Genomic DNA, 26,462 nt, shown 5'->3' on the forward strand with positions numbered 1-26,462 from the left:
GTGATGGCGGTGTTCCGCGGAAGGGCTTAGAAGCCGAGCCCGTAGGGGTCGTTGCCCACCAGCTCCGCGCTCTCGGAGCCGCCGCCTTCGGACAGGCGGATCTTCAGCGCCAGGCCGTCGCGCGAGTCGGCCTTGGCCAGCGCCTCGTCCAGCTCGATGCGGCCTTCCTTGTACAGGCGGTACAGCGACTGGTCGAAGGTCTGCATGCCTTCCTGCAGGCTGCGGTCCATCGCTTCCTTCACCTCGTGGATCTGGCCGCGGCGGATCATGTCGCGGATGAACGGGGTGTTGAGCAGCACTTCGGTGGCCGGCAGGCGGCGGCCGTCCTTGCCGATCACCAGGCGCTGGCTGATCACCGCGCGCAGGTTCAGGGCGAGGTTCATCAGCACGTTCTTGTGCGCCGATTCCGGGAAGAAGTTGAGGATGCGCTCCAGCGTCTGGTCGGCGTTGTTGGAGTGCAGGGTGGCCAGGCAGAGGTGGCCGGTTTCGGAGAACGAGATGGCCGCTTCCATGGTGTCGGTGTCGCGGATCTCGCCGATCATGATCACGTCCGGCGCCTCGCGCATCGCGTTCTTCAGCGCCTCGTGATAGCTGTGCGTGTCCAGGCCGACTTCGCGCTGGTTCACGATCGACTTCTTGTGGCGGTGCAGGTATTCGATCGGGTCCTCGATGGTGAGGATGTGCCCGGAGGTGTTCTGGTTGCGGTGGTCGAGCATCGCCGCCAGGGTGGTGGACTTGCCCGAGCCCGTGGCGCCGACCACCAGGATCAGGCCGCGCGGTTCCAGGATCAGGTCGCGGAAAATACCCGGGAGCTGCAGCTGGTCGATGCTCGGGATCTCGCTCTTGATCGCGCGGATCACCATGCCCACTTCGCCGCGCTGCTTGAACACGTTGATGCGGAAACGGCCGGCTTCCTTCACCGCCAGCGCCATGTTGAGCTCGAGGTCGCGCTCGAACTGGGGCACCTGGCCCTCGTCCATGAGCGAATAGGCGATTTTCTTCACCATGCCGCCGGGGAGTCCGGTATTGCCCAGCGGGTACAGCTTGCCCTCCACCTTGATGTTCACGGGGGCGCCGGTCGTCAGGAACATGTCCGACGCGCCCTTGTCCACCATGAGCTTGAGGAAGTAACCAATGTCCACTCGTGTCCCCTGAAATGACGCTCACGCGTTGCAAACAACGATTATGCCCGCCCACAATACGCTGCGACACTCTTAGAGGAATGAGTGATGGTCCACATCTTTTCCGCGCCGGATAGCCGCCAGAATGGCGTCCGCACGGTGTTTTCCAGCCTGATCCTGGCCGTGGTGCTGGGCTCGCTCGGCGGCTGCGCCAGCGTGCCGCCGCCCGACGGCTCCATGAACCAGGCGCAGATGCAATTGCAGTACGCCCGCGACGCCGGTGCGGCCGATTACGCCCCGGTCGACCTGGATTTCGCGCAAAACAAGTTCCAGCAGGCCCAGGCCGCCATGGCCAGCCGCAAGTACGAGGACGCCGCGGCCCTGGCCGAAGAAGCCCAGGCCGACGCCGAACTCGCCCGCGCCAAGGCACGGCTGGGCGCCGCCCGCGCCCAGATCCAGCGCAAGACCCAGGGCAACCGCGAGCTGCGCGAGCAGATCGAGCAGAACCTGAACGCGCAGGAGGAAGCCGCCCAGCAGGCGGCCCAGCAGCAACAGCGCCAGTTCCAGGAACAGCAGCAGGGCCTGCCGGCGCAGGAACAGACGCAGGACATGCCGGCCCCGTCCTCGTCCGTGCTGCAGCCGCTGCCGCAGGACGGCGGCTTCCAGACCCTGCCGCAGCCGCAACCGCAGACCAACGACCAGGGAGGCCACCCATGAAGCCCCTGCGCATCACCTTGTCGGCGCTCGTCCTCGCCGCCGCGGCCGTGGGTTCGGCCCACGCCAAGGACGACATGGACGTGGCCCGCCTCAACGGCAGCCTCGACCAGCTCGCCCGCGACCCCGCCTTGAGCGGCTACGCCCAGGCCGAGCAGGCCCGTGCCCGCGACGCCATCGGCCGGCTGGCCCAGGCCCGCTCGCGCGACCGCGCCCATGCGCTGTACGTGGCCGAGCGCCGCGTCGACCTGGCCAAGGCCACCGCCCAGCTGCAGGAAGCCCAGATCAAGGTCAACCAGCTCGACCGCGAGCACGACCAGATCCAGCTCGACGGCACCCGCCGCGAGGTCGAGGCCGCCCGCCGCGAACTCGACCGCCAGCGCATGCAGTACCAGATGGCCCAGGAAGAAGCCGCCCGCCTGCAGCAGGAAGGCGCCGCCGCCCAGGCCCAGGCCGTGCAGGCCCAGGCCCAGGCCGACCAGGCCAAGAAGCTCGCCGCGGCCCAGGCCAAGGTGGCCAACGCCGCCAAGCGCCAGGCCGACCTGGCCACCCAGGCGGCGAAGGCGATGCGCTCGCAGATGCAGGGCGATTCGGGCAAGTAAATATCGCTGTTGTCATGCACGAACGAAGCGCCCGGCGGATCATTCCGTCGGGCGTTTTCGTTTCCATCGAAAGCATCGTTGAAAGCATCGTTTAACGCGAAAAAAAGCCTGCCGCGGCGGCCTTTCTCCGTGCGAATCGCACTGTGATGCGCTTCGCCGAAACGCGCTTGCATGCCCCCGGATGCGGGAGTAGGGTCGAATACCCATGGGGCACTCATGCACCATGGGTCACTGACCTGAATCATGCGCCTATCCCTCGATCACCCGATCACCTGCGTACCGGCAAGCCGGCGCGGGCCATCGGCATGCGCATGGTTTGCCACCGTTAGCGGGCGCACCGATCCCGTGCCCGCGGTTCTTCGCGAGGAGGTCGGATCATGTTCGAAAACCAGCAGCGTGACGATGTCGAAGCCTTGATGAAAGCCGACGCCGAATTCCGTCGGCTGTACCAGCACCACAAGGAGCTCGACAGCAAGGTGCACGACGCCGAGATCGGCGTTCTTCCCATCGACGACATGACCCTTACGGGCATGAAGAAAGAAAAGCTCCACGCCAAGGAACGGTTGCAGCGCATGTGGGATGAACGAGCGCACAAGCACCGCATCGTCAACTAGCCTGCGGTTTCAAACTCAAGACACGCGGCCCCGGAGCCACCCTTGCGAGGGAACGGCTGCCGGGGCCGCTTCGTTTGCGCGCGCGGTCAGGGGAACGCAGGGCGGCTCGGTTATCATCGCCGGCCTGAGGCAGTCCGAACCGGGCCGCCCGCGAACCGAACGCAGGAGCTTCCATGACGGTCCACCAGAGTGTCCTCGAACTGATCGGCCGCACCCCGATGGTGCGCGCGCAGCGACTGGATGCCGGCCCCTGTGAGCTCTTCCTCAAGCTCGAAAGCGCCAATCCCGGTGGCTCCATCAAGGACCGCATCGGCCTGTCGATGATCGAAGGCGCCGAGCGCGCCGGCAAGATCAAGCCGGGCGCCACCCTGGTCGAAGGCACCGCCGGCAACACCGGCCTTGGCCTTGCGCTGGTGGCGCAGCAGAAGGGTTATCGCCTGGTGCTGGTGGTGCCCGACAAGATGAGCCGCGAGAAGATCTTCAACCTCAAGGCGATGGGCGCCGAAGTGGTGCTCACCCGTTCGGACGTGGCCAAGGGCCACCCCGAGTACTACCAGGACATGGCCGAGCGCATCGCGCGCGAAACGCCCGGCGCCTACTTCATCAACCAGTTCGGCAATCCCGACAACCCCGCCGCGCACATCGCCACCACCGGCCCGGAAATCTACGAGCAGATGGACGGCCGCGTGGACGCCATCGTGGTCGGCTGCGGTTCTTCCGGCACCATGAGCGGCCTGTCGCGCTATTTCGCCGAAGTGTCGCCGGATACGGAAATCGTGCTGGCCGATCCGGTCGGTTCCATCCTCGCGCAGTACATCAACGAAGGCATTCTCTCGACCAAGTCCGGCAGCTGGATGGTCGAAGGCATCGGCGAGGATTTCCTGCCCAGCATCAGCGACTTCAGCCGGGTGAAGAAGGCCTACGCGATCAGCGACAAGGAAAGCTTCCTCGCCGCGCGCGAACTGCTGGCGAAGGAAGGCGTGCTCGGCGGTTCGTCCACCGGCACGCTGCTGTCCGCGGCATTGAAATACTGCCGTGAGCAGACGACGCCGAAGCGCGTGGTGACCCTGGTCTGCGACACCGGCAACAAGTACCTGTCGAAGATGTACAACGACTACTGGATGCTGGACAACGGCTTCATCGACCGCGAACAGCACGGCGACCTGCGCGACCTGCTGCTGCGCCCGTTCACCCAGCGCGACACCGTGGTGGTCGGCCCCGGCGAGCTGCTGATGACGGCCTACACGCGCATGAAGCTGTACGACGTGTCGCAGCTGCCGGTGATGGACGGCAACAAGCTGGTCGGCATCCTCGACGAATCGGACGTGCTGATGCACGTGCACGCCGACGAAAGCCGCTTCCGCGATCCGGTCTCCACCGCGATGATCAGCAACCTGCAGATCCTCGACATCCACGAGCCGATCACCGCGCTGCTGCCGGTGTTCGAGCGCGGCCACGTGGCCATCGTGCTGGATGGCGAGCAGTTCATGGGCCTGATCACCCGCATCGACCTGCTGAATTACCTACGCCGTAAGGTGCACTAGGCGCCAACACAGGCTTGGCGGATGCTGCTCGCCACAAAGCCGGCTGTTCGATGAACAGCCGGCCGCGCGAGTGCACGAAATGGCGCGTGCATGGTCGGATGCGCCGCGAAAGTTTGCTGAAATGGGTGGCCGACAAAGTCCCGGCCCTGCGGAAGTCCGCTTCCGGTCCCCCTTTCTCCTCAAGAGGACTCTGCCCATGTGTGGAATCGTTGCCGCCACTGCCCAGCGCGACGTCGCCCCCCTGCTGATCGCCGGCCTGAAGGCGCTGGAATACCGCGGCTACGACTCGGCCGGCCTCGCCGTGCTGCAGCAGGATGAAATCCGTCGCGTCCGCGAAAAGGGCAAGGTGCGCGAGATGGAAGCGCAGTACCTGGCCGACCCGTTCCCCGGCGGCACCGGCATCGCGCATACGCGCTGGGCCACCCACGGCGTGCCGAACAAGGTCAACGCGCATCCGCACGTCGCCGGCCACGTGGCGCTGGTGCATAACGGCATCATCGAGAACTACGCCACGCTGCGCAGCGAACTCGAGTCGCGCGGCCACGCGTTCACCTCCGAGACCGACACCGAAGTGATGGCCGCGCTGATCAGCGAGCGCCTCGCGTCCGGCAAGTCGCTGCTCGACGCGGTCTCGTCGGTGGTGCACGAACTGGAAGGCGCCTACGCCATCGCCGTGATCAGCGACAAGGAACCCGGCCGCGTGATCGGCGCCCGCCGCGGCGCGCCGCTGCTGGTCGGCGTGGGCATCGGCGAGAACTTCCTCGGTTCCGACGCGCAGGCGCTGATCCAGGTCACCAACCGGATGATCTACCTGGAAGAACACGACGTGGTGGAAATCACCCGCGACCAGGTACGCATCTACGGCCAGCACGGCCAGCCGGTGGAACGCGCCGTGCACGAGAGCGAGCTGTCCACCGATGCCGTCGAGCGCGGCGAATACCGCCACTACATGCAGAAGGAAATCTTCGAGCAGCCGCGCGCCGTGGCCGACACGCTCGAAGCGCGCATCGGCCCGCACGGCGTGCTGCCCAACATCTTCGGCGTCAACGGCGACGAGCTGCTGAGCAAGGCCAAGGGCCTGCACATCATCGCCTGCGGCACCAGCTACCACGCCGGCCTCGTCGCCAAGTACTGGATCGAGGACTACGCGCGCCTGCCGGTCAACGTGGAAGTCGCCAGCGAATACCGCTACCGCGAAGCGGTGGTGCCGGAAGGCACGCTGTTCGTGGCCATTTCGCAGTCCGGCGAAACCGCCGACACCCTGGCCGCCATGCGCGAATCGCGCCGCCGCGGCTATCTCGGCACGCTGGCGATCTGCAACGTGCCGGAATCCTCGGTGGTGCGCGAAGCGGACCTCAAGCTGATGACGCGCGCCGGCCCGGAAATCGGCGTGGCTTCCACCAAGGCTTTCACCACGCAGCTCGCCGCGCTGGGCCTGCTCACCCTGCAGCTGGCGCGCCAGCGCGGCCTGGACGACGGGCGCTATGCGGATCTCACCGCCCAGCTGCAAAGCCTGCCCAAGCGCATCGAAAAGGCGCTGGAGCTGGAACCGCAGATCGTGGACCTCGCCGAACACCTGATCCACCGCCAGCACGCCCTGTTCCTCGGCCGCGGCGCTCAGTATCCGGTGGCGATGGAAGGCGCCTTGAAGCTCAAGGAAATCTCATACATCCACGCCGAAGCCTACGCCGCCGGTGAACTCAAGCACGGCCCGCTGGCGCTGGTGGACGAAGACATGCCGGTGATCGCGGTAGCCCCGAACGGCCCGCTGCTGGACAAGCTCAAGTCCAACCTGCAGGAAGTACGCGCGCGCGGCGGCGAGCTGCTGGTGTTCGCGGATGGCGCGGCGAGCATGGATGGCAACGCGGCGCGCGGCAGCATTCTGCGCATCGACGGCGGCGGTGACTTTATTGCGCCGGCGGTGTTTACGGTGCCGATGCAGTTGCTGGCGTATCACGTGGCGGTGTTGCGGGGTACGGATGTGGATCAGCCGCGGAATCTGGCGAAGTCGGTGACGGTGGAATAAGTGCGGCGCCATGGTGCGCTGCAGTTGTGGAATTGAAATAAAGATGTGATCTGTTCAGAAGGCGCTTGCTGTTTCTTGGCAAGCGCCTTTTTTTGTGAGGTCATGTCTGCGATGGCTGGCGCTTCGGTCCCTGGGGTGGCCTGAATCACGAGAATCGCAGTGACTGTGAAATACTCATGGAAGCGCCGGAACACGAAGGGATGGCGAGGATACGGCGGAAGCGGCCTGGCGGTTGCGCGGCATAGAAAGTCTGAATTCTGCAATTTCCTGAGAAGGTGATTGACCATTGGATGTAAGACAGTTCCGCAAACAGTTCTGGACGGTGCCGGCATTGACACCCATTACCTTTGGGAATTGTCAGGTACAGAAAGGAGGCGATTGCTCTTTAACACACTCCGCCACCTTCGATCCTTTTTTGCCCGGTGACGATATTTGGATTTCAGACACCAAGGGCCGCGTGTTCCGTGCGCTTGTGCACTCATGGTCGAAATCGACCGCCGAGTTACGTATTGGCGTCGAATATCGAGATGAGGTAATTGGCAAGGTTGGCGTTGCCCTGCGGTTTTCTCCACATGCCAGCATGCAAGGAGCAAAGCGCCTCATCGAAGAATTCGGTGGCGTTCCTTCGTTGATCTACGAACCTTTGACAGCATTCTCTCGAACTCGAGAGGGTCTCTGCGTGCAAGTCGCTAACGTCGAGTATGACTTCGTCAACGTCGAACCCCTGTGGATCACCGGCGAGCCTCTTGATGCGGCGAGCAACCCTCTACTCGGCATCGAATTCGTGGTCATGGGAAATCGTCTCGGAGTTGAGATCACCAGCTTGGGAGATTTCGAAGCGTACCTGCTTTGCGATGTGGTTCGGGCTCGCATTCTGCACCCGTAGGCCATGGTCAATACGGTCGAATTCATCCAGACCAGAAGCCGGTCGGCGGCCCTCGCTGGTAACGGCCCGATTTATATAACCATCAGTGGTGTTCTTCACGGCTCGCCGACTAGGGCAACTTGCACTAAAACGCCGGGGCCCAATGGCCCCGGCGTCGTTATCGTCAATGCTGCGGCTGGCTGTTACACCGGTGGACGTCGGCGACCCGCGATCAGCGAGATGATGAACAGCACGATGAAGACGATGAACAGGACTTTCGCAATGGTTGCGGCCAGGCCGGCGATGCCGAAGAAGCCCAGGAAGCCGGCGATCAGTGCGATGACTAGAAAGACGATGGCGTAGTACAGCATGGCGTACCCTCCTATGGATGATGGTACTTGCCGTTGGCGACGGCCGATCCGGATGCGGAGCGTTGCGGATTACCTTCCGCTCTCGTCGAATTCTTTCAGCTGCTTCATCGCTTCGTCCCTGGCGATGCCATAACGCTCCTGCAGCTTGCCGGCGAGGTATTCGGAGCTTCCCTCGGCCACTTTCAGATCGTCGTCGGTCAATTTGCCCCAGCGCGCCTTGAGCTTCCCCTGGAGCTGTTTCCATTGGCCCTTGATCCGGTCTTCGTTCATATCCTGATACTCCACGATGGATGCCGCGTCCAAGCGGACTGCGGCGGTTGCGGTGGTTCTTAGGAATAGGAGCCGGCGGATGATTCGTGTGTGAATCGGCGGCGTTCCGATCGAGTGCCGTTCATGAGTATGAGCGGGGCGCGAAGGCGCTAATGTTTTCGTCACGCGTCACTCATCTGAGGAGTGATGCGCGTCGTTTGCATAGTGGGTGCGATGCAAATTCGGATTTGCCCTAAAGACAACCCGAATGCGTGTCTGCTAGCGTGATCGATGTTGCCCGCGCTGTGTTTTCGTCGCGTCGCGGGCAACCATGGCAGCAATGTCGTGAGAGCGCGGGCCAAGGGTGTGCGACCACCCCTGACCCGCTAACCATCACCAACTGGCTAAGGAGTTGATCATGGCTGTGCCAGATCATACGTCACTCGTACGCTCACCGATCCCCCGGGCGACACATCCGCCGACTAATCGGGCTGTCCGCCGTCTTCGCGGACACGGTTGAAGAGCCGCGGCCTAAGAGTTTTCGCAGGTAATGATTCCTAGCCGTGCAACCCGGCGCGTTGCCTCGTGCAACGGCGAAAGCACCTGAAGCCGCATTCCACTTCCTCAATCAAGCCGCCCGGCGCCTGTGTCCCAGGTGGCCGGTCAGCCTCGAGTCCGTATGGTCGCGGCACGCCGTGCTGTCCGGCGGCGTGCCGTTCTCGGAACGAGGGCGGCGCATGGCAAGGAGTTGCTTATGGATATCTATGGCGAAGCGTGGCTCACACGCCACGTGGAATATTTTTCCGATCCGGAGGCGGGGCCGGATGCGTTGTTGAACGATGCAACGGAGTGGCTGCATTTCGCGCATAACGCAATCCGGTGGCTGGCGGAACTGGCTGACGAACACGGCAGCGTGAATGCGCAGCGCTTGCCGGTGATGCTGGAAAGCATCGCAACGTTTATCGAAATGGGCACGCGCTGCGCGACACAGGCGCATTTGCGGATGCAGTGGTTGCAGATAAAGAGTGAGGTGGCACAGCCGCCTGCGTAGGTTGGGGTGAGCCAAAGGCGAACCCCAACACCGGCACGTCGAAGCGCCACGCAGCGTTGGGGTTCGCCGGTGGCTCACCCCAACCTACGCCGCTTCGTGGAACTCCACCGCGAGCCCCGACCCCTCATCTGTTGCGACCGAAGGGAGTCCCATAGGAGCGGCATCTTCTCCTCGGAAGGGAGAAGAGCAGGCGTAGGTTGGGGTGAGCCAAAGGCGAACCCCAACACCGGCACATCGAAGCGCCACGCAGTGTTGGGGTTCGCCGATGGCTCACCCCAACCTACGCCGCTCCATGGCGCGTCCCGTTACTGGATTCCGGCCTGCGCCGGAATGACGGAGGGGGAAGGGTGCCGCTTATCCCCCACGTCGTAATGCGTGATCTCTTACTGCTGCACCGAACAGGTCTTGGACACACCTACCAGCGGATCCGTAAAAGCCGTATTCGTGCAATCCACGGACTGCCCGACCCCCACTTCCCGATAATGCCAGACCCCACGCGCACCATAAGCCACCAGCCCCGTCCCCTGCGTCACCTTGCAGCTCGCCCCTTCCTTCGCGCACACCGCAAACCCACTCGGCGCGTTACCCGTCCCACGCGGCGCAAGCACGCGGATCGCATCCTCGGTAAACAACAAGGTGCCAAAACCATTGTTATCCGCATACGGCGTCCGCCCTTCCGGACGAATATGCTCCGCCGCCTGCTGCGTATACGGCGCCGAAATATCCTTCCGGCGCGCGTAGTGGTTGTAGGCCATCTCGTACACCGGACGGAAATCCCCGCGGCTCTGGCTGGAAATGGTCTTGTGCGGATACTTGCCGGTGGTATCGACCATCGGATCGAACGGCACGTCATGGCCCAGGTTGTACTGCGCGACATATTCGAAACCGGCCAGCAGGCGATTGCCGTACGCCGAGTAAAGATCGAAGCCCTGCGACCACGCCACTTCCGCCACCTCGGCGAGATTACCGATGCCCAGCTGCGTATGCGCCTGATCGCGCCCGCTCTCCTGCGTCTCGCCGAAGGTATTGATGACGTAATGCGTCAGCGCGCCGTCCGAAGGCCCGTTGTAGTAGTAATCCAGCGCGCGATTGAACATGCCCCAGTCGTTGGTATACACGCCCATCGCGATCATCGCCTTCATGCAGCTGGAGTCCCAGTTGCCGTTCGCATACGGGGCGAAATCCTTGATCACCGGATAGAACACATTGCGGAACATCGCCTCGGATGCCGCGATGTCCTGCGCCGACCAGCCGGCCTTGCTGTAGCGGATCAATTCCGCCGCGGCCACGAACTTGAAGCCGTTCAAGCCGGCGGCGAGCGGTGCGTCATGGCCTTCGATCGACTTCAGCGTGCCCGACCAGGCATTGAGAATCCCGATCGCATTCGCCGCATAGCGCGGGTCGTCGCTCAAGGTCCACATCAGCGCCTGCTGATAGGCCGCATTGGCGTCGTCATTGAACTCGCCCATGCATTGGGCCGGCGTGTCGCGCACGACCTTGGCGCAATGGCCGCCGCGGATATGGTAGGTCGGCGACGAAAGGCCATCGTTCTTCAATTTGAGGTAACCACTCGCCCACGGTTCCTGCGTCAGATGCGCCTTGATGCGGGCGAGATCGTCGGCGGTGTGCATAACGCCGGGATGCACGAAGGTGGCGGTCGCCGCCGCGCTCGGCCGGATACCGGCGCAGGCGGCCAGCGCCAGCAGCAGCGGAGCGAAGGTTCGAACGGACAGGGATGCTTTCAGTTGCATATCGATGGTCCAGGGAACGGAGAGGCGACACGTTGCGACGAGCGGCCGAGGGTCGTCATGGTCATGCCGGGCCGGCCGCCGTCATTTAGGGCCAGGCGCCCGGGGGTGCGGCCTGGGTGTAAAGCGCGCGTTCTGCGGCGGGAAGCGGCCGCGCCGCTCCGGCGTGATTGGCGTCACCCTTCTGCCCAACCGCCACCGGCCTTGGCTATCATGCCGCCGGGGGATGTCGTTTTCCGGTAAGCCTCGAAGACGACTCAGGAAAGCCTGGCCGCCGCCGATCCGATGGTTACAGCCGTCGGACCGCGCCGTGCCGCCGGCTCAGGACAAGGGAGAAGTATCTTGATCGTCGGTATCGATTTAGGGACGACCAACAGTCTCGTCGCGGTATGGAAGGACGGCGCGCCCGTGCTGATCCCGAATGCGCTCGGGGCGATGCTGACGCCGTCATGCGTCGGCCTGTCGGAAACCGGGGAACTGCTGGTGGGCCAGGCGGCCAAGGACCGCCTGCAGACGCACCCGCAGCTTACCGTCGCCAACTTCAAGCGCTACATGGGCGCGGCGCGCGAGATCAGCCTGGGCAAGCGCAAGTTCCGGCCGGAGGAGATCTCCTCCTTCGTGCTGCGTTCGCTCAAGGCCGACGCGGAGGCCTTCCTGGGCCATCCGGTGGAAGAGGCCATCATCAGCGTGCCGGCGTATTTCAGCGACGCCCAGCGCAAGGCCACGCGCGCCGCCGGCCAGCTGGCCGGCCTGCGCGTGGAGCGGCTGGTCAACGAGCCCACCGCGGCCGCCCTGGCCTATGGCGTGCGCGACGCCGGCAGCGAGCGCAAGTTTCTGGTGTTCGACCTGGGCGGCGGCACCTTCGACGTGTCGATCCTGGAGATCTTCGACGGCGTGATGGAAGTCCGCGCCAGCGCGGGCGACAACTTCCTGGGCGGCGAGGATTTCCTGGAGGTGCTGGTCGAGGACATCATGGCCTCGATCGCAGCCCATACCTCGTTCAAGCCGGACGACTTCTCACCCGGCGACCGGCAGCGCTTGCGCGACGCCGCGGAAAAACTCAAGCGCACGCTGTCGACCGCCGACTCGGCGGCGCTGTCCTTCCGCCTGCGCGACACCGAGATCGCCTACCGCATCGACGAAGACCGCTTCATGGCGCTGTGCGAGCCGCTGCTGCAGCGGCTGCGCCTGCCGGTGGAGCGCGCGCTGCGCGACGCGCGCATCCGCGCCGCGGACCTGTACGAGATCGTGCTGGCCGGCGGCGCCACGCGCATGCCGGTGGTGCGCAAGCTGGTGACGCGCATGTTCGGCCGGTTCCCGGCCACCGCCTTGAATCCTGACGAAGTCGTGGCGCTGGGCGTGGCCGTCCAGGCCGGCCTGGAAATGGACGATGCCGCGCTGGACGAGATGGTGATGACCGACGTGTGCCCGTACACGCTGGGCATCAATATCGTGGAAGGCTCCGGCCACAACGGCATGGTCAGCGGCTTCTACCTGCCGATCATCGAGCGCAACACGGTAGTGCCGGCCAGCCGCAGCCGCGATGTGTTTACGGTAAGGGACGGCCAGACCAAGGTCGCCATCGAGGTGTTCCAGGGCGAGGCGCGGCTGGTCAAGGACAATATCCCGCTGGGCAAATTCGAGATCGCCGTGCAGCCCGGCATGCCCGCCGGCGCGGCCGGTGTGTCGGTGCGTTTCACCTACGACGTGAACGGACTGCTCGAAGTGGAAGCGACCGCGCATGGCACCGAGGCGAAGAAGAGCATCGTGATCCAGGAGCACGCAGGCGTGCTGTCGGGCGAGGAGATCCAGCAGCGCCTCGCCGCGCTGTCCAGCCTGAAGCTGCATCCGCGCGAGGATGCGCGCAACGCGGCCATCATGGCGCGCGCCAACCGGCTGTTCGAAGAGACGCTGGGCGAGGCGCGCCTGGTGATCTCCAAGGCCATGGCGCAGTTCGAAGCGGTGCTGGAACGGCAGGACCCGCGCGAGATCGCCACCACGCGCGAGCAGTTCCAGGCCTGGCTCGACCGCTTCGAAAACCATCCTTTGCTGGATGCCTGATTTTCACCGTTTCATCCGGGAGCTCGCATGGAGTGGGTGTTCGAAACGCTGGGGATCGACCCGCAGGCTGACGCCAAGACGATCCGCAAGGCTTATGCGCGGGCGCTGAAGCAATGCGACCAGAAGACGGAGGCCGAACGCTTCCAGCGCATCCGCCAGGCTTAGGAGTGGGCGCTGCGCCATGCCGGGCATGCGGAGCGGGTGGCGGTTGTGCCGCAGGCCTTGGGCGCGCCGGAAGAGGAGCCGCAGGAGTCGCCGCAGGCGGCGCGTCCGGTGCCGGTGCCGGTGCGCGTCGCGCTGGCGGATGACGCGCACGAGCTGGCCTCGCAGGTCTTCGCCGAGTTCGTGGAAGCCACCCGCGCGTCTGGCCCGGCAGCGATGGGTACGCTGCTGGCGAATTACTCCCAGGACGCGCGCCTGACCTCGCTCGACGCCAAGATGATGTTCGAGCAGGCCGTACTGTTGCGCGCCTTCGCCGCGCCGTCCGATATGGACATGCTGGACGAGGCTTCCGAGCTGTTTGCCTGGGAAACCTCGAACCGGCATCTCGCGGCGATGCGGCCCGACCTGGTGCATCGCCTGCAGCGCCAGCAGATGCTGCGGCGTTTCCTGGACAACGGCGACGGTGCCGATCGCAAGCAGTTCGTCGAGGCGGTGCAGCTTTACGCCCTGTGCCAGCGCGATCCCCGCGAGAAGGCCATGCCCTGGCAGGTGGCCGATGCCAACCGCTTGCTGGATCGCTATGCGGCGTTCCGGCCAGAGCTTGCCGAGCGCTTCGGCGGGGCCGCTTTGCAGTGGTGGCAAGAGCGACTGCGCGAGAACGCGACCCTGCTGCGGGCCTATGAGGAGAAGCAGCAGGCACCGGCCTCGCCCGCGCAGTACAAGCCGCGGCAGCGCAGTACCGGTAGCGGCTCGCCGTTCAACTGGCTGTTCCTGCTGCCGGTGTTTTTCGCGCTCATGCATATTTTCAGCGGCGGTTCTTCGTCGTCGCGCGATCAGCAGCAGCCTGCCTATACGGCACCTCAAGTGCAGATACCGCAGGAGCCCTCGCAGCTTGCGCGCATCGCGTACGACGACGCCTTCATGCGCCAGATGGCCGAACAAGGCGACCCCGCGGTCCAGAACCGACTCGGCGAAAAGATCAGGCTCAAGGCGACCGATGCGCAGGACTATCGCGAAGCCTTCGAGTGGTTCCAGAAGGCGGCCGAGCGCGGACATCCGCCGGCGCAGTACAACCTGGGCCTGATGTACGAGGAAGGGCAGGGCGTTGAGCAGAATCCGGTGAAGGCGCTGGAGCTGATCCGTCAGGCAGCGGTGAATGGCCATGCCGAGGCGCAGTTCCATCTGGGCGGCATGTACAAGGACGGTCGCATCGTAGAGGCCGATGCGAAGCAGGCGCGCCGATGGTGGGAGAAGGCGGCGGCGCAGCATCATCTGCCCGCGCAATATCAGCTTGGCCTGCTGTATGCCAAGGGCGAAGGCGTGGAGCAGAGTTACGAGACCGCTGCGCGCTGGTGGGCGACGACCGCGTTGTCGGGCAACGCGGATGCGCAGAACGCCCTGGGTTCGCTCTATGAGCAGGGCTTGGGTGTGGCGCGGGATGACACCCTGGCGTTTCGCTGGTATCGCAATGCGGCGGGGCAGGGGCATGCTGCCGCGCTGGAGCGCCTTGCCTCGATGTTCGAGCGGGGTGTGACCGTGGCGAAGAACCCGGTGATTGCGGATGCCTTGATGAGGGTGGCGGCTTCGAGAAAGGGGCCGGTCCAGTTCAACACCACGCCGGCCATGGCCAGCCTGGAGCGTGGGCTGAGCGACGAGCAGCGGTATCACGCCAGGCTGCTGGCTGGTGACCTGGCCAGCTTGATCAGTACCGGTTCGAGTTCGAACAGGGAATTCATTGCCGTGCTGGACAGGGCGGCCTCGGGGCATATCGTCCCTGGTCTTTGATGTGGGCATGCGACGGCCTCACATCCCCCTCTCCCCTCCGGGGAGAAGGTTGGGGTAACGGGCCGGGCGGAGCGGTGAGTGGAGGGTTGAGAAAGCCCAAAAGCTTTTCTTCGCTTCATAGAAGCTATATCGCGAGCACCCGCCCCTCATCTGCCTGCCGGCATCTTCTCCCCGGCGGGGAGAAGAGTTCGATAGGAGCCGCTATGCCACACCCGATCGCCTCGACATACCCCCTCTCCCCTCCGGGGAGAGGGTTGGGGTGAGGGGGCGGGCGGAGCGGTGAGTGCAGAGTTGAGAAAGCCCAAAAGCTCTTCTTCGCTTCATAGAAGCTATATCGCGAGCACCCACCCCTCATCTGCCTGCCGGCATCTTCTCCCCGGCGGGGAGAAGAGTTGCAGGACACACGGTGACGTTTTGTCTCAGTGCACCTGCGCACCCTACCTGGGATGATCCCCCTCGGCCTCCATCATCACCCGGCACCCGACGTGACCCGACCGCGCCTCCACAAGCCCATCGCATGGCTGGCTTTCGCCGCCATGTGGCTGCTTGTCGCCGCGCCGCCGATCTCCCAGGTATGGGCGGCGGCGCCGGTCATGGCGATGGCCGATGGCGCCATGCACTGCGACGAGCACGCCGGCCACGGCGGGGATGCTTCGCCGCACCGGTCGTCGCTGGACAAATGCGGCTACTGCGACCTGCTGGGCCATAGCCCGGTCGTGAGCAGCGTCGCCTGGCTGCCGCCGGCCACGCTGCCATCGCCGTACCGCTTGTCGTGGTCCGTATCGGCGCCACGCACCTCGCGAACGCTGCTCCTCTCGGCCGCGCCCCGCGGACCACCGGCGGACCTCAACGCCTGATTGCTTTCGATCGTGCCGGCACGCGGAGCGTGCCGGCTGCGTTGCCGTCTTCCAAGGAACCGCCATGCATTCCGTTCTTCCTCACGGACGCGCTCGCGTGCGTCCAGTCCTGCCTGCATCGAATCCGCGCAACTATCGCGTCCATGCCTGGATGGTTTTCGCCGCCTGCAGCGCGGCCCATGCCACCGACACACCGCAAACGCTTCCGCCGGTGGTAGTCACCGCGCCGATGCAAACCGACCCGCTCACCGTCGTCACCGACCCCAAGGCGCCACGCCAACCCGTACCCGCCAGCGACGGCGCGGATGTCCTCAAGAGCATCCCGGGCTTTTCCAGCATCCGCAAAGGCGGCAGCAACGGCGATCCGCTGCTGCGCGGCATGGCGGGGTCGCGCCTCAATATCCAGATCGACGGCGGTCAGATCGGCGGCGGTTGTCCGTCGCGGATGGATCCGCCCACGGCGTATATCTCGCCGCAGTTGTTCGACAAGGTCACGGTGATCAAGGGCCCGCAGACCGTGCTTTACGGGCCGGGCAATTCGGCCGGCACCGTGCTGTTCGAACGCGAATTCACCCGCTACGCCGCGCCGAAGGCCAGCTTCCAGGGCAGCCTGCTCGGCGGTTCCGCGGGCCGCAACGATCAGCTCGCCGACGCGCGCGCGGGCACGCCCGAGGGCTACGTGGAACTGCGCGCCAATCACACCCATGCGCAGGACTACCGCGATGGCGACGGCCGCCGCGTGCACTCGGCCTACGATCGCTGGAACGCGGACACGGCGATCGGCTGGACACCGGACGACGATACGCGCCTGGAATTGACCGCCGGCAAAGGCAACGGCCACGCCGCCTACGCTTTCAGCGGCATGGACGGCGCGCAATTCCTGCGCGAGAGCGCGGCGTTGAAACTGGAACGCCGCCACCTGAGCAACAGCTTCGACAAGCTCGAAGCCCAGGTCTATTACAACTACGCCGACCACGTGATGGACAACTACACGCTGCGCCGGCCCGACCCCGCCAGCATGATGCCGATGGCGATGGCCAGCGATGTGGACCGGCGCACGCTGGGCGGTCGCGTCGCCGGCACCTGGATCTGGCCGGATGCGTGGCAACTGACCGCGGGTGTCGACGGCTCCGTCAACACCCACAGCATGCGCAACGGCGGACCGCCGGGCAGTCCCATGGGCGACTACCGCGATCTGCCGCGCGAGCGCGATGCGCGTCTGCGCAGCGTCGGCGCCTTCGCCGAGGCACGCTGGAGCGTGGCGAAAGACCGGCGCGTGATCGGCGGCGTGCGGGTGGATCGCGCGTCCGCGCATGGCTACGTACTCGCGCTGGCGCACGAGGACATGGGCATGTCGATGGATATGGGGGGCGGCATGGATTCAGCCGCCACGGTAGATGCACGCCGCACTTCCACCTTGCCCTCCGGCTTCGTGCGCTACGAACAGGATCTTGCCGCCATGCCGGCCACGGTCTACGTGGGCGTCGGCCATGTGCAACGCTTTCCCGATTACTGGGAACTGTTCGGCCAGCATGCGGACAAGACGCTCGCTTCGTTCTCAGGCCTGCGCCCGGAGAAAACCACCCAGCTCGATGTGGGGCTGCAGTACCGCACTGCGCGCCTGCAAGCCTGGGTCTCCGCCTACGCCGGCGTGGTGAATGACTTCATCCTGTTCCGCTACGGCCAGGGCATGGCCGGCGGCAGTGCGATGAACGTGCAGGCGCGCATCGCCGGTGGGGAAGCCGGCATGGTGTATGCGCTGAGCAAGCAATGGAAAGCCGACGCCACGCTGGCCTACGCGTGGGGAGCCAACCGCACCGAGCACCGTCCGTTGCCGCAGATGCCTCCGCTGGAAGCGCGCCTGGGCCTGACCTACGACAACGGCAGCTGGTCCGCCGGCGCGCTCTGGCGGCTCGCCACCGCACAGCGGCGCATCGCCGTGGGCGAGGGCAACCTGGTCGGCCAGGATCTCGGCGCCAGCGGCGGCTTCGGCGTGTTCTCGCTCAACGCGGGTTACCGCCTGGGCCATGGACTCACCCTCAGCGCCGGCATCGACAACCTGTTCGGCAAGACCTACGCCGAGCACGTCAATGCGGCGAATGCCGGCCTGGCCGGCTACGTGAACACCGTGCGCGTGAACGAGCCGGGGCGCACCGGCTGGCTGAAGCTCGATTTCGACATCTGACCGTTCCGCGGCGGCGTTCGAGGCCGCCGCGGCCTATCATGTTTCCCTGCCTGCGAGGCACCTTTCCATGCCATCCATCCGCTGCTGCTCCTCCTTCGCGCTCGCCGCCGCACTGGCCGCGCCCGGCCTGGCCGCCGCCTGTTCCACCTGCGGCTGCTCGCTCAATTCCGACTGGTCCAGCCAGGGTTATGCCACCAGCCTCGGCTGGCATCTGAGCTTGCGCGAGGATTACTTCAATCAATCCCAGCTGCGCAGCGGCGCGGACAGCGTGAGCCGGAGCTCGTTCGCCTATCCCGCCGACGAGGAAGTGCAGCGCAAGACGATCAACCGGAACACGCTGCTGGGCGCGGACTACAGCTTCTCGCGCTACTGGGGCCTGTCGCTGCAGCTGCCCTATATGGACCGCCACCACCAGACCATTGCCGAGGGCGACACCGGCGTCTCCACCTCCGACGCGCGCGGCATCGGCGACCTGCGCGTGCTGGCGCGCTACCAGGGCTTCAGCGACGACGCCGGCATCGGCCTGCAGTTCGGCTTGAAGTTGCCGACGGGGCGCTTCAAGCAGGACTTCGTTTCCGGTCCTCAGGCCGGCGAACTGCTGGATCGTGGTCTGCAGCTGGGTACCGGAACCACCGACGCGCTGCTGGGCGTGTACAAGTTCGGCTACCTCACCGATTCGATCGGTTATTTCGGCCAGGCGATGGCGCAGATCGCGCTCGATGCGCGCGAGCATTTTCGTCCCGGCAATTCGCTCAATCTCAATCTTGGCCTGCGCTATCTCGACGCCGGCCGCTTCACGCCGCAGATCCAGCTGAACCTGCATGGCGAGCAGCGTGAAAGCGGTGCGCAGGCGGATCGTCCGAACAGCGGTGCGGTGCTTGCTTATCTGAGTCCCGGCATCGGGGTCAGGATCACGCGGCGCCTGGATGCGTTCGCCTTTGTGCAATTGCCCGTGTACCAGCACGTCAATGGCCTGCAGCTGGAACCTCGCCGCTTGTGGTCGCTGGGCCTGCAATACCGGCTCTGAGCGCGGTGGTCGCGCGGTTCGTCGGCGTGGCGATGATTTCTTTACGGGTGATTTTTTTAATTCAAACGGAATTGAAAAATCGTCCCGCATGATGCCGAGGCTTACGGCAAGCATTCGTTTTCGCATTGAAGCTTGCACTGGGCTGACATGCTCGGCGAATTGCCGAAAAGCATTTCCAAAATCCAGCTTCCGTTCGTCCTGGTCTGAAATTTGGCTGAGATATTCCTGACTTAGTCGCTCCATGACTTAAGCAGAACATGTCCAGCCGTTGGACCTCGTCGGACAGAACTAATGAAACGCCGCGACTTTATGAAGCTGGCCGGTGCCTCGCTCGGCGCATCGGCCATGCTCGGCATGCCCTTGGTCATCCGCAGGGCGCTGGGCATCGAAGCCCATCGTGGAAACGGCACCATTGCCGATGTCGGGCACGTGGTGATCCTGATGCAGGAGAACCGCTCCTTCGATCATTACTTCGGCACGCTGCGCGGCGTGCGCGGGTTCCGCGATCGGTTCCCGATTCCCGTGGCGGGCGGACACCGGGTGTGGAGCCAGCAGGGTCCGCAAGGCATCGTCGAACCGTTCCATATGGACGGCGACGCGATGAATGCCGCCTTGATTCCCTCGATGCCGCACGAATACATGGATGCGCAGGCGGCATGGGGGCAGGGCAGGCTCGATCGCTGGCCCTATTTCAAGACGCCGGCATCGATGGGTTACTACACGCGCGACGAAGCGCCGTTCCAGTACGCGCTGGCCGATGCGTTCACGCTGTGCGATGCATATCACTGCTCGGTCATGGGCGGCACGGCGCCGAACCGCATCATGTTCTGGTCCGGCTCCAACAGCGATCCGGCACTGCGCGCGCAGAACGGCTTTGCCGACGACAGCAATACCGCGATCACCAATCTGCGCAGCCGCGTGTCGGGCACGCTGCCTTCGCCGGGTTATATCTATCCGGGCAGCGCGCTGCCGTGGGTGACCTTGCCGGAACTGCTGGAGGCCGCCGGTATTTCCTGGAAGATCTATCAGAACCCGAACGACAACTGGGACGGCCTGATGCACGGCGGCCTGGCCTTCCAGGGGTTCCGCTCGGCACCGCCCGCCTCGCCGCTGTACGGCAAGGGCATGTCGCATCACTCGCTCGATACGCTGGCTGACGACGTCATGCGCGGTGCGCTGCCTTCGGTGAGCTGGATCCTGCCGTCGCGCATGGAGTCCGAACATCCCGGCGCACCGTCCAGCGCCATGCGCGGCGGCCACTTCGTCGAACGCGTTTTGCAGGCGCTGACGGCGAATGCGGCGAGCTGGAGCCGCACCGCGCTGTTCGTCACCTTCGACGAGAACGACGGCCTGTTCGACCATATGCCGCCGCCGGCGATTCCGTCGATCGACACCGACGGCAAGATGGCCGGCGCTTCGACCGCTCCGGTCGACGGCATGTACTTCAAGGATGACATGGGCCGCTACCTGCACGCCGAGGATCGCCACCGCAGCGATCTGCGCGTGATCGGCCTCGGTCCGCGTGTGCCCACCTACGTGGTGTCGCCGTGGAGCCGCGGCGGCTGGGTCAATTCGCAGGTGTTCGATCACACCTCGGTGGCGATGTTCCTGGAGCGGCGCTTCGGCATCCGCGTGGACGCGATCAGCCCGTGGCACCGCGCGGTTTGTGGCGACCTGACCTCGGCCTTCGACTTCGCCCAGCCCGACGAATTCGAGCTCCCGCGCCTGCCGCCTACCGCGGCCTACGAGGACGTCGAACGCCGCGGCCGCACGCTGCCGGAAGTGGCGCCGCCCAGCCCCGCCGCGCAGCGCCGGCAGGAGCCCGGCACGCGTCCTTCCCGTGCGCTGCCATATCAACCCTCGGTGGCGTTCGCGCATGCGCCGGATGGAGCCGTCACGCTGAAGTTCGCCAACCACGGCAAGCAAGGCGTGGTGCTGCAGGTGTACGACAAGCTGCACCTGGACCGGCTGCCGCGCCGCTACACCATCGAAGCCGGCAAGGAGCTGGCCGACACCGCCTGGCATCCGCAGCGCGACGACCAGGGCCGTTTCGACCTGGAAGTGTTCGGGCCGAACGGTTTCTTCCGCGCGTTCAAGGGCACGGTGGCGGAGGCGGCTTCGCACGATATCGATCTTCAGGTGCGTTTCGACCTGGTGCGCGAAGAGGCGGTGATGGAGGCTCACAACGCATCGCGCACGCAGGCCCGGTTGACCGTGAAGTCGCTTGCCTATCGCGAGCTGTCGGCCGAAGACGCGCTGCTCCCGGGCGAGACGCTACGGTATGCCTGGGGACTGGCGGACAGCGGCCCCTGGTACGACTTCCTGGTGGACCGGCCGGGCATGACGGTGCGCGTGGCAGGCCGGCTCGAAACCGGGCGCCACGCGACCAGCGATCCGGCTTGAACGCACACGCTCGATAGAACCCGGGAAGCGGATACGAAAAACGGCGGCCCGCCTGCGGACCGCCGTTCGGCGTTCAAGCCTGCGCCGTGCGCTTACGAGCGGCCGTAGACGTCTTCGAAGCGCACGATGTCGTCTTCGCCGAGGTAGCTGCCGGACTGCACCTCGATCATCTCCAGCGGCACCTTGCCCGGATTGCGCAGGCGATGGACGCTGCCCAGCGGAATATAGGTGCTCTGGTTCTCGGCCAGCAGGAACACCTTGTCGTCGCAGGTCACCTCGGCCGTGCCGGACACCACGATCCAGTGTTCCGCGCGGTGGTGGTGCTTCTGCAGGCTGAGCGCCGCGCCGGGCTTCACCACGATGCGCTTCACCTGGAAGCGGTCGCCGGCTTCCAGCGAGTCGTAGTTGCCCCAGGGGCGGTGCACCACGCGGTGCAGCGAGTGCTCGCTGCGGCCCATGGCCTTGAGATGGTCGACCACTTTCTTGACGTCCTGCGCCGCGTTGCGGTGCGCGACGAGGGTGGCGTCGGGCGTGGTGACGACGACGAGATCGTCGACGCCCACCGTCGCCACCAGGTGGCGGTCGTGCGAACGCAGCAGCGAATTGCGCGTGCCGATGGCCAGCGTGTCGCCTTCGAGCAGGTTGCCGTTGTCGTCCTTGGCGCCGGCCAGCCACAGCGCGGACCACGAGCCGATGTCGCTCCACTCGCAGCTCACCGGCACCACGGCGGCGTTCTTGCTCTTTTCCATCACGGCGTAGTCGATGGAGTCGTCCGGCACCTTGGCGAAGTCGTCCTTGTCCAGGCGCACGAAATCGAGGTCGGCCTTGGCCGATGCGAAGGCCTTGCGCGTGGCTTCCAGGATGGCCGGCGCGTGCACGCCCAGTTCTTCCAGGTAGCGCGCGGCCTTGAACAGGAACATGCCGGAGTTCCAGTCGTAGCCGCCTTCGGCCAGGTAGCCCTCGGCGGTGGCCTGGTTCGGCTTCTCGACGAACTTCTCCACCCGGTAGGTGCCGGCGCCGATCGACTCGGCGCGGCGGATATAGCCGAAGCCGGTCTCGGGGCGGTCCGGGCGGATGCCGAAGGTGACCAGCCAGCCCTCGCGGGCGGCCGGCAGGGCGGCCTGCACGGCCTCGACGAAGCTGGCGGTATCGCCCACCAGGTGGTCGGCCGGCAGCACCAGCAGCAGGGCTTCCGGGTCGGACTTCAGCGCCTGCATGGCGCCCAGGGCGATGGCCGGCGCGGTGTTGCGCGGCGCGGGCTCCAGCATGATGGTGGCGCCGCTTACTTCCATGTCCAGCAGCTGGTCGGCGGCCAGGAAGCGGTGGTCGTCGCTGGCCACCACGATGGGCGCGGTGGCATCGGGCAGGGCGATGGCGCGGGCCACGGTCTGCTGGAACAGGGTGCCTTCGCCGGTCAGCGAGAGGAACTGCTTGGGCAGGTTCTTGCGCGAGATCGGCCACAGGCGCGTGCCGCTGCCGCCGCTGAGAATAAGGGGGATCAACATCGCGTCAGGATCCTGGCGAAATAAGGGATTGCAGTACGTCTTCCAGGCCATGCTGCCACGGCGGCAGGGTGGTGCGGAACGTGGCCTGGAATTCGCGGTTGTCCAGCAGCGAATAGGACGGCCGGCGGGCCGGGGTCGGAAATTCGCTGGTGCCGATGGCGGTGACGCGCGGCGCCCGCGCGATCAGGCCCAGGGCATGGGCGCGCTCGACGATGGCGCTGGCAAAGCCATGCCAGCTGGTGCTGCCGCCAGCCACCAGATGGTGCACGCCTTCCAGGGCCGGGCGTTCCGCGGCCGGGGCGGCCAGCCAGCGCTCCAGCGCGGCCAGCGTGGCGTCCGCGATGAGGCCGGTGCTGGTCGGCGTGCCGACCTGGTCCGCCACCACGCGCAGTTCGTCGCGCTCGCCGGCCAGGCGCAGCATGGTGCGCAGGAAGTTCTTGCCGTGCGCGGCGTAGACCCAGGCCGTGCGGAAGATCAGCGCATGGCCGCCCGCGGCCAGCACGGCCTGCTCGCCGGCCAGCTTGCTGCGGCCATAGGCGCTCAAGGGGCCGGTCGGGGCGTCGACGGGGTAGGGCGTGGGGCTTTCGCCGTCGAACACGTAGTCGGTGGAATAGTGGATCAGCAGGGCGCCATGCGCGGCGGCCCACTGCGCCATGGCGCCGGGCGATGCCGCATTGACGCGACGGGCGAGTGCTTCTTCCTGCTCGGCGCGGTCGACCGCGGTGTAGGCGGCGGCGTTGATGACGACGTCCGGCTGCACGGCATCGAGCAGGGCGGTGACGCTGGCGGGTTCCGCCAGGTCCGCGGCGACGGTGGCCACGTTCACCACCGGCGTGCCGTCGCGCGTGATGGCGGTGAGCTCGCCGAGCGCGGCCAGGCGGCCGCTTTCCAGGAAGGTCTGCCCCAGCTGGCCGGCGCCGCCGAACAGCACGATCCTCAACGCACGAACTCCGGCAGGCGCTCGGCCGGGATGTCCTTGAGGAACGGAGTTTTCTCGTCCTTCTCCGACAGCAGCGGCGATGCGATCGGCCAGTCGATGCCGATGTCGGCGTCGTTCCAGCGCACGCCGGCGTCGGCGGGGCCGTCGTACAGCGCGGTGCACTGATAGCTGAAGGTGGCGAATTCGGAGACCACGCAGAAGCCGTGCGCGAAGCCTTCCGGGATCCAGAAGTGGCGCTTGTTCTCCGCGCTCAGCATCACGCCCACCCACTTGCCGAAGTCCGGCGAGCCGCGGCGGATGTCGACGGCGACGTCGTACACCTCGCCTTCCAGCACGCTGACCAGCTTGCCCTGCGGATGGGGCCACTGGTAATGCAGGCCGCGCAGCACGCCGCGCGCGGAGCGCGAGACATTGGTCTGCACGAATTCGCCGGTGATGCCGGCCTCCTGGAAGCGCGCCTTATTGTAGCTCTCGTAGAAGAACCCGCGGGCATCGCCGAAGACGCGCGGTTCCAGCACGAGCGCGCCAGGCAGCGAGGTTTCCACTACTTTCATCGTACGGGTCCTTGTTCAACCATGCGCTGCAGGTACTGGCCATAGCCGGTCTTGGCCAGCGGAGCGGCCAGGCGCAGCACCTGCTCGGCGTCGATCCAGCCATTGATGAAGGCGATCTCCTCCGGGCAGCAGACCTTCAGGCCTTGCCGGTTCTCGATCGTCTGGATGTAGTTGCCGGCTTCGGCCAGCGAATCGTGCGTGCCGGTGTCCAGCCAGGCGAAGCCGCGGCCGAGCTGTTCCAGGTGCAGCGAGTCGTCTTCCAGATAGCGGCGATTGAGGTCGGTGATTTCCAGCTCGCCGCGCGGCGAGGGCTTCAGCTCCGCCGCGTAGTCGCAGGCGCGGTGGTCGTAGAAGTACAGGCCGGTGACCGCGTAGTGCGACTTCGGCTTGGCGGGCTTTTCTTCCAGGCCGATGACGCGGCCGGTGTCGTCGAATTCCGCCACGCCGTAGCGCTCCGGATCGCGCACCCAGTAGCCGAATACCGTGGCGCCGTGCGCGCGCTGCGAGGCGCGGCGCAGCCGTTCGGTAAGGCCGTGGCCGTAGAAGATGTTGTCGCCCAGCACCAGGCAGCTCGGCTCGTTGCCGACGAAATCGCGGCCGATGATGTAGGCCTGGGCCAGACCGTCCGGCGAGGGCTGCGCGGCGTACTCGATGCTGATGCCCCACTGCGAGCCGTCGCCGAGCAGGGTGCGGAACAGATGCTGTTCGTGCGGCGTGTTGATCATCAGGATCTGCCGCACGCCGGCGAGCATCAGCGTCGCCAGCGGGTAGTACACCATCGGCTTGTCGTACACCGGCAGCAGCTGCTTGCTCACTGCCTGCGTGATCGGATACAGCCGCGTGCCGGAACCGCCGGCGAGGATGATGCCTTTCTGCGTAGTCATGTGCCCAGACGCTCCATTCGGTAGCTGCCGTCGAGTACTCGCTGTACCCACGGCTGATTGTCCAGGTACCAGCGCACCGTTGCCGCGATGCCGCTCTCGAAAGTCTCCTGCGGGCGCCAGCCGAGTTCGCGCTGCAGCTTGGAGGAGTCGATGGCGTAGCGGCGATCGTGGCCGGGACGATCCTTCACGAACGTGATGAGGGATTCACGCGGCTTGCCGCCGGGCAGCGCGCCGTGCTGGTCGAGCAGGCCGCAGATGGTGCGCACCACCGTGATGTTTTCGCGCTCGGCATTGCCGCCTACGTTGTACGTTTCACCCACGCGGCCGCGCGCCAGCACGGCGCGGATGGCGCGGCAGTGGTCGCCCACGTGCAGCCAGTCGCGGATGTTGCGGCCGTCGCCGTAGACCGGCAGCGCTTCGCCGGCCAGCGCCTTCTGCACGATCAGCGGGATCAGCTTCTCGGGAAACTGGAACGGGCCGTAGTTGTTCGAGCAGTTGGTGGTGAGCGTGGGCAGCCCATAGGTGTGGTGGAACGCGCGCACCAGGTGATCGGACGCGGCCTTCGACGCGGAGTACGGCGAGTTCGGCGCATACGGCGTGGTTTCGGTGAAGGCGCCTTCGGCGCCGAGCGAGCCGTACACCTCGTCGGTCGACACATGCAGGAAGCGGAACGCGTCACGCGCTTCGCCTTCCAGCGACAGCCAGTAATTGCGCGCGCTTTCGAGCAGGCCCAGCGTACCCACCACATTGGTTTCGACGAAGGCGGCGGGGCCGTCGATGGAACGGTCCACATGCGATTCGGCGGCGAAGTTCACCACCGCCTGGGGACGATGCCCGGCGAGCAGGCCGGCGATCAGTTCGCGGTCGCCGATATCGCCCTGGACGAACACGTGCTTCGGATTCGACTTGACCGAGGCCAATGTGTCGAGATTGCCGGCGTAGGTGAGCTTGTCGAGATTGATGACGGTGTGGCCATCGGCCAAGGCTTGCAGTACGAAGTTGGCACCGATGAAGCCGGCTCCGCCGGTGACCAGGATCGTGACGGGCATTTCCGAATGGCTGCTCATTTAATCCGTCCAAATTAGGGGAATGGGCAGCGTGGGGGCGCCGGCCAACCACGCATTCTACCCGACGCTAAAGTCCTTATTTCAACGGCTAATGAACCCGGGGCGCGATGGCGCCAAGGGCGGCCCT

Annotated in this window: 23 protein-coding genes; 14 read left to right on the plus strand and 9 right to left on the minus strand. The window is 65.6% G+C overall.

The annotated features are described in order from the left end of the window. Nucleotides 1–26 precede the first annotated feature (26 nt). Nucleotides 27–1,142 carry a PilT/PilU family type 4a pilus ATPase gene (locus FHW85_RS06725; protein WP_167257090.1) on the minus strand — a complete coding sequence of 372 codons (1,116 nt, stop codon included), beginning with the start codon at nucleotides 1,140–1,142 and terminating at the stop codon, nucleotides 27–29. An 87-nt stretch (nucleotides 1,143–1,229) separates the two neighbouring features. Here FHW85_RS06725 and FHW85_RS06730 point away from each other — a divergent pair, with 87 nt between their 5' ends. From FHW85_RS06730 to FHW85_RS06755, 6 genes are all read left to right on the plus strand, one after another. Then, nucleotides 1,230–1,838: a DUF4398 domain-containing protein gene (locus FHW85_RS06730; protein ID WP_168647771.1), complete on the plus strand. Its 609-nt coding sequence runs from the start codon at nucleotides 1,230–1,232 to the stop codon at nucleotides 1,836–1,838. Further along, nucleotides 1,835–2,437 carry a hypothetical protein gene (locus FHW85_RS06735; RefSeq protein WP_168647772.1) on the plus strand — a complete coding sequence of 201 codons (603 nt, stop codon included), beginning with the start codon at nucleotides 1,835–1,837 and terminating at the stop codon, nucleotides 2,435–2,437. The genes FHW85_RS06730 and FHW85_RS06735 overlap by 4 nt, the downstream gene beginning before the upstream one ends. Before the next feature lie 377 nt (nucleotides 2,438–2,814). Then, nucleotides 2,815–3,051, plus strand: coding sequence for a YdcH family protein (locus FHW85_RS06740; RefSeq protein WP_167257087.1), 237 nt, complete (start codon nucleotides 2,815–2,817; stop codon nucleotides 3,049–3,051). Between the two features lie 173 nt (nucleotides 3,052–3,224). Continuing rightward, nucleotides 3,225–4,595, plus strand: a complete 1,371-nt coding sequence (locus FHW85_RS06745) for a pyridoxal-phosphate dependent enzyme (RefSeq protein ID WP_167257086.1) — start codon at nucleotides 3,225–3,227, stop codon at nucleotides 4,593–4,595. Nucleotides 4,596–4,791: 196 nt separating this feature from the next. Then, nucleotides 4,792–6,621: a glutamine--fructose-6-phosphate transaminase (isomerizing) gene (glmS, locus tag FHW85_RS06750; protein WP_167257085.1), complete on the plus strand. Its 1,830-nt coding sequence runs from the start codon at nucleotides 4,792–4,794 to the stop codon at nucleotides 6,619–6,621. A gap of 286 nt (nucleotides 6,622–6,907) precedes the next feature. Beyond that, a complete protein-coding gene (locus tag FHW85_RS06755; protein WP_168647773.1) occupies nucleotides 6,908–7,507 on the plus strand; it encodes a hypothetical protein in 600 nt (199 codons plus the stop codon). Nucleotides 7,508–7,689: 182 nt separating this feature from the next. Here the strand turns inward: FHW85_RS06755 and FHW85_RS06760 are convergent, their stop codons facing one another. Then, the gene (locus FHW85_RS06760; RefSeq protein WP_168647774.1) at nucleotides 7,690–7,857 is read right to left on the minus strand and encodes a DUF1328 domain-containing protein; all 168 of its coding nucleotides are present in this window, start codon (nucleotides 7,855–7,857) and stop codon (nucleotides 7,690–7,692) included. 69 nt (nucleotides 7,858–7,926) lie between these two features. Further along, complete coding sequence (locus FHW85_RS06765) at nucleotides 7,927–8,127, minus strand: CsbD family protein (RefSeq protein WP_168647970.1); 201 nt, start codon at nucleotides 8,125–8,127, stop codon at nucleotides 7,927–7,929. A gap of 733 nt (nucleotides 8,128–8,860) precedes the next feature. On the opposite strand from FHW85_RS06765, the gene FHW85_RS06770 reads away from it, so the two are divergent. After that, nucleotides 8,861–9,157 carry a hypothetical protein gene (locus tag FHW85_RS06770; protein ID WP_168647775.1) on the plus strand — a complete coding sequence of 99 codons (297 nt, stop codon included), beginning with the start codon at nucleotides 8,861–8,863 and terminating at the stop codon, nucleotides 9,155–9,157. Between the two features lie 383 nt (nucleotides 9,158–9,540). Here FHW85_RS06770 and FHW85_RS06775 read toward each other — a convergent pair whose 3' ends face one another. Next, on the minus strand, nucleotides 9,541–10,908 hold the full coding sequence (locus FHW85_RS06775; RefSeq protein ID WP_168647776.1) for an alginate lyase family protein: 1,368 nt from the start codon (nucleotides 10,906–10,908) through the stop codon (nucleotides 9,541–9,543). Nucleotides 10,909–11,247: 339 nt separating this feature from the next. Between FHW85_RS06775 and FHW85_RS06780 the strand changes: the two genes are divergently transcribed. The 7 genes from FHW85_RS06780 to FHW85_RS06810 all read left to right on the plus strand — a co-directional run bounded on the left by FHW85_RS06780 (nucleotide 11,248) and on the right by FHW85_RS06810 (nucleotide 21,385). Next, nucleotides 11,248–12,966, plus strand: a complete 1,719-nt coding sequence (locus tag FHW85_RS06780; protein WP_210427724.1) for a molecular chaperone HscC — start codon at nucleotides 11,248–11,250, stop codon at nucleotides 12,964–12,966. A 27-nt stretch (nucleotides 12,967–12,993) separates the two neighbouring features. Continuing rightward, the gene (locus FHW85_RS06785) at nucleotides 12,994–13,131 is read left to right on the plus strand and encodes a J domain-containing protein (protein WP_168647778.1); all 138 of its coding nucleotides are present in this window, start codon (nucleotides 12,994–12,996) and stop codon (nucleotides 13,129–13,131) included. Between the two features lie 45 nt (nucleotides 13,132–13,176). Further along, nucleotides 13,177–14,913 (plus strand): tetratricopeptide repeat protein, encoded by a 1,737-nt coding sequence (locus tag FHW85_RS22545; protein WP_168647779.1) that lies wholly within the window; start codon nucleotides 13,177–13,179, stop codon nucleotides 14,911–14,913. Between the two features lie 485 nt (nucleotides 14,914–15,398). Then, nucleotides 15,399–15,770 (plus strand): DUF2946 domain-containing protein, encoded by a 372-nt coding sequence (locus tag FHW85_RS06795; RefSeq protein WP_167257077.1) that lies wholly within the window; start codon nucleotides 15,399–15,401, stop codon nucleotides 15,768–15,770. Between the two features lie 97 nt (nucleotides 15,771–15,867). Continuing rightward, complete coding sequence (locus tag FHW85_RS06800; RefSeq protein ID WP_343203679.1) at nucleotides 15,868–17,955, plus strand: TonB-dependent copper receptor; 2,088 nt, start codon at nucleotides 15,868–15,870, stop codon at nucleotides 17,953–17,955. A gap of 67 nt (nucleotides 17,956–18,022) precedes the next feature. Then, complete coding sequence (locus tag FHW85_RS06805) at nucleotides 18,023–18,982, plus strand: transporter (RefSeq protein ID WP_168647780.1); 960 nt, start codon at nucleotides 18,023–18,025, stop codon at nucleotides 18,980–18,982. Nucleotides 18,983–19,273: 291 nt separating this feature from the next. Then, the gene (locus FHW85_RS06810) at nucleotides 19,274–21,385 is read left to right on the plus strand and encodes a phospholipase C, phosphocholine-specific (protein ID WP_168647781.1); all 2,112 of its coding nucleotides are present in this window, start codon (nucleotides 19,274–19,276) and stop codon (nucleotides 21,383–21,385) included. Nucleotides 21,386–21,477: 92 nt separating this feature from the next. On the opposite strand, the gene FHW85_RS06815 is transcribed toward FHW85_RS06810, so the two are convergent. The 5 genes from FHW85_RS06815 to rfbB are packed head-to-tail and all read right to left on the minus strand — an operon-like array spanning nucleotide 21,478 to nucleotide 26,335. Continuing rightward, nucleotides 21,478–22,890 (minus strand): mannose-1-phosphate guanylyltransferase/mannose-6-phosphate isomerase, encoded by a 1,413-nt coding sequence (locus FHW85_RS06815; RefSeq protein ID WP_167257074.1) that lies wholly within the window; start codon nucleotides 22,888–22,890, stop codon nucleotides 21,478–21,480. 4 nt (nucleotides 22,891–22,894) lie between these two features. Further along, on the minus strand, nucleotides 22,895–23,830 hold the full coding sequence (gene rfbD / locus FHW85_RS06820) for a dTDP-4-dehydrorhamnose reductase (protein WP_168647782.1): 936 nt from the start codon (nucleotides 23,828–23,830) through the stop codon (nucleotides 22,895–22,897). After that, the gene (rfbC, locus tag FHW85_RS06825; RefSeq protein ID WP_167257072.1) at nucleotides 23,827–24,384 is read right to left on the minus strand and encodes a dTDP-4-dehydrorhamnose 3,5-epimerase; all 558 of its coding nucleotides are present in this window, start codon (nucleotides 24,382–24,384) and stop codon (nucleotides 23,827–23,829) included. The genes rfbD and rfbC overlap by 4 nt, the downstream gene beginning before the upstream one ends. Continuing rightward, a complete protein-coding gene (gene rfbA / locus FHW85_RS06830; RefSeq protein ID WP_167257071.1) occupies nucleotides 24,381–25,268 on the minus strand; it encodes a glucose-1-phosphate thymidylyltransferase RfbA in 888 nt (295 codons plus the stop codon). Before rfbA ends, rfbC begins: the two co-directional genes overlap by 4 nt. Next, entirely contained in the window at nucleotides 25,265–26,335 is a 1,071-nt protein-coding gene (gene rfbB, locus FHW85_RS06835; protein ID WP_246866687.1) for a dTDP-glucose 4,6-dehydratase, read from the minus strand. Before rfbB ends, rfbA begins: the two co-directional genes overlap by 4 nt. Between the last annotated feature and the right edge of the window lie 127 nt (nucleotides 26,336–26,462).

This window comes from Dyella sp. SG609, from assembly GCF_012275375.1.
GTDB classification, from domain to species: Bacteria; Pseudomonadota; Gammaproteobacteria; order Xanthomonadales; family Rhodanobacteraceae; genus Dyella_D; species Dyella_D marensis.

Bases quoted from the DNA above. Each gene is read 5' to 3' on its own strand.
- FHW85_RS06730 (WP_168647771.1), top strand. From the start codon at position 1,230: ATGGTCCACATCTTTTCCGCGCCGGATAGCCGCCAGAATGGCGTCCGC.
- FHW85_RS06735 (WP_168647772.1), top strand. From the start codon at position 1,835: ATGAAGCCCCTGCGCATCACCTTGTCGGCGCTCGTCCTCGCCGCCGCG.
- FHW85_RS06740 (WP_167257087.1), top strand. From the start codon at position 2,815: ATGTTCGAAAACCAGCAGCGTGACGATGTCGAAGCCTTGATGAAAGCC.
- FHW85_RS06745 (WP_167257086.1), top strand. From the start codon at position 3,225: ATGACGGTCCACCAGAGTGTCCTCGAACTGATCGGCCGCACCCCGATG.
- glmS (WP_167257085.1), top strand. From the start codon at position 4,792: ATGTGTGGAATCGTTGCCGCCACTGCCCAGCGCGACGTCGCCCCCCTG.
- FHW85_RS06760 (WP_168647774.1), bottom strand. From the start codon at position 7,857: ATGCTGTACTACGCCATCGTCTTTCTAGTCATCGCACTGATCGCCGGC.
- FHW85_RS06765 (WP_168647970.1), bottom strand. From the start codon at position 8,127: ATGAACGAAGACCGGATCAAGGGCCAATGGAAACAGCTCCAGGGGAAG.
- FHW85_RS06770 (WP_168647775.1), top strand. From the start codon at position 8,861: ATGGATATCTATGGCGAAGCGTGGCTCACACGCCACGTGGAATATTTT.
- FHW85_RS06775 (WP_168647776.1), bottom strand. From the start codon at position 10,908: ATGCAACTGAAAGCATCCCTGTCCGTTCGAACCTTCGCTCCGCTGCTG.
- FHW85_RS06785 (WP_168647778.1), top strand. From the start codon at position 12,994: ATGGAGTGGGTGTTCGAAACGCTGGGGATCGACCCGCAGGCTGACGCC.
- FHW85_RS06805 (WP_168647780.1), top strand. From the start codon at position 18,023: ATGCCATCCATCCGCTGCTGCTCCTCCTTCGCGCTCGCCGCCGCACTG.
- FHW85_RS06810 (WP_168647781.1), top strand. From the start codon at position 19,274: ATGAAACGCCGCGACTTTATGAAGCTGGCCGGTGCCTCGCTCGGCGCA.
- FHW85_RS06815 (WP_167257074.1), bottom strand. From the start codon at position 22,890: ATGTTGATCCCCCTTATTCTCAGCGGCGGCAGCGGCACGCGCCTGTGG.
- rfbC (WP_167257072.1), bottom strand. From the start codon at position 24,384: ATGAAAGTAGTGGAAACCTCGCTGCCTGGCGCGCTCGTGCTGGAACCG.
- rfbA (WP_167257071.1), bottom strand. From the start codon at position 25,268: ATGACTACGCAGAAAGGCATCATCCTCGCCGGCGGTTCCGGCACGCGG.
- rfbB (WP_246866687.1), bottom strand. From the start codon at position 26,335: ATGAGCAGCCATTCGGAAATGCCCGTCACGATCCTGGTCACCGGCGGA.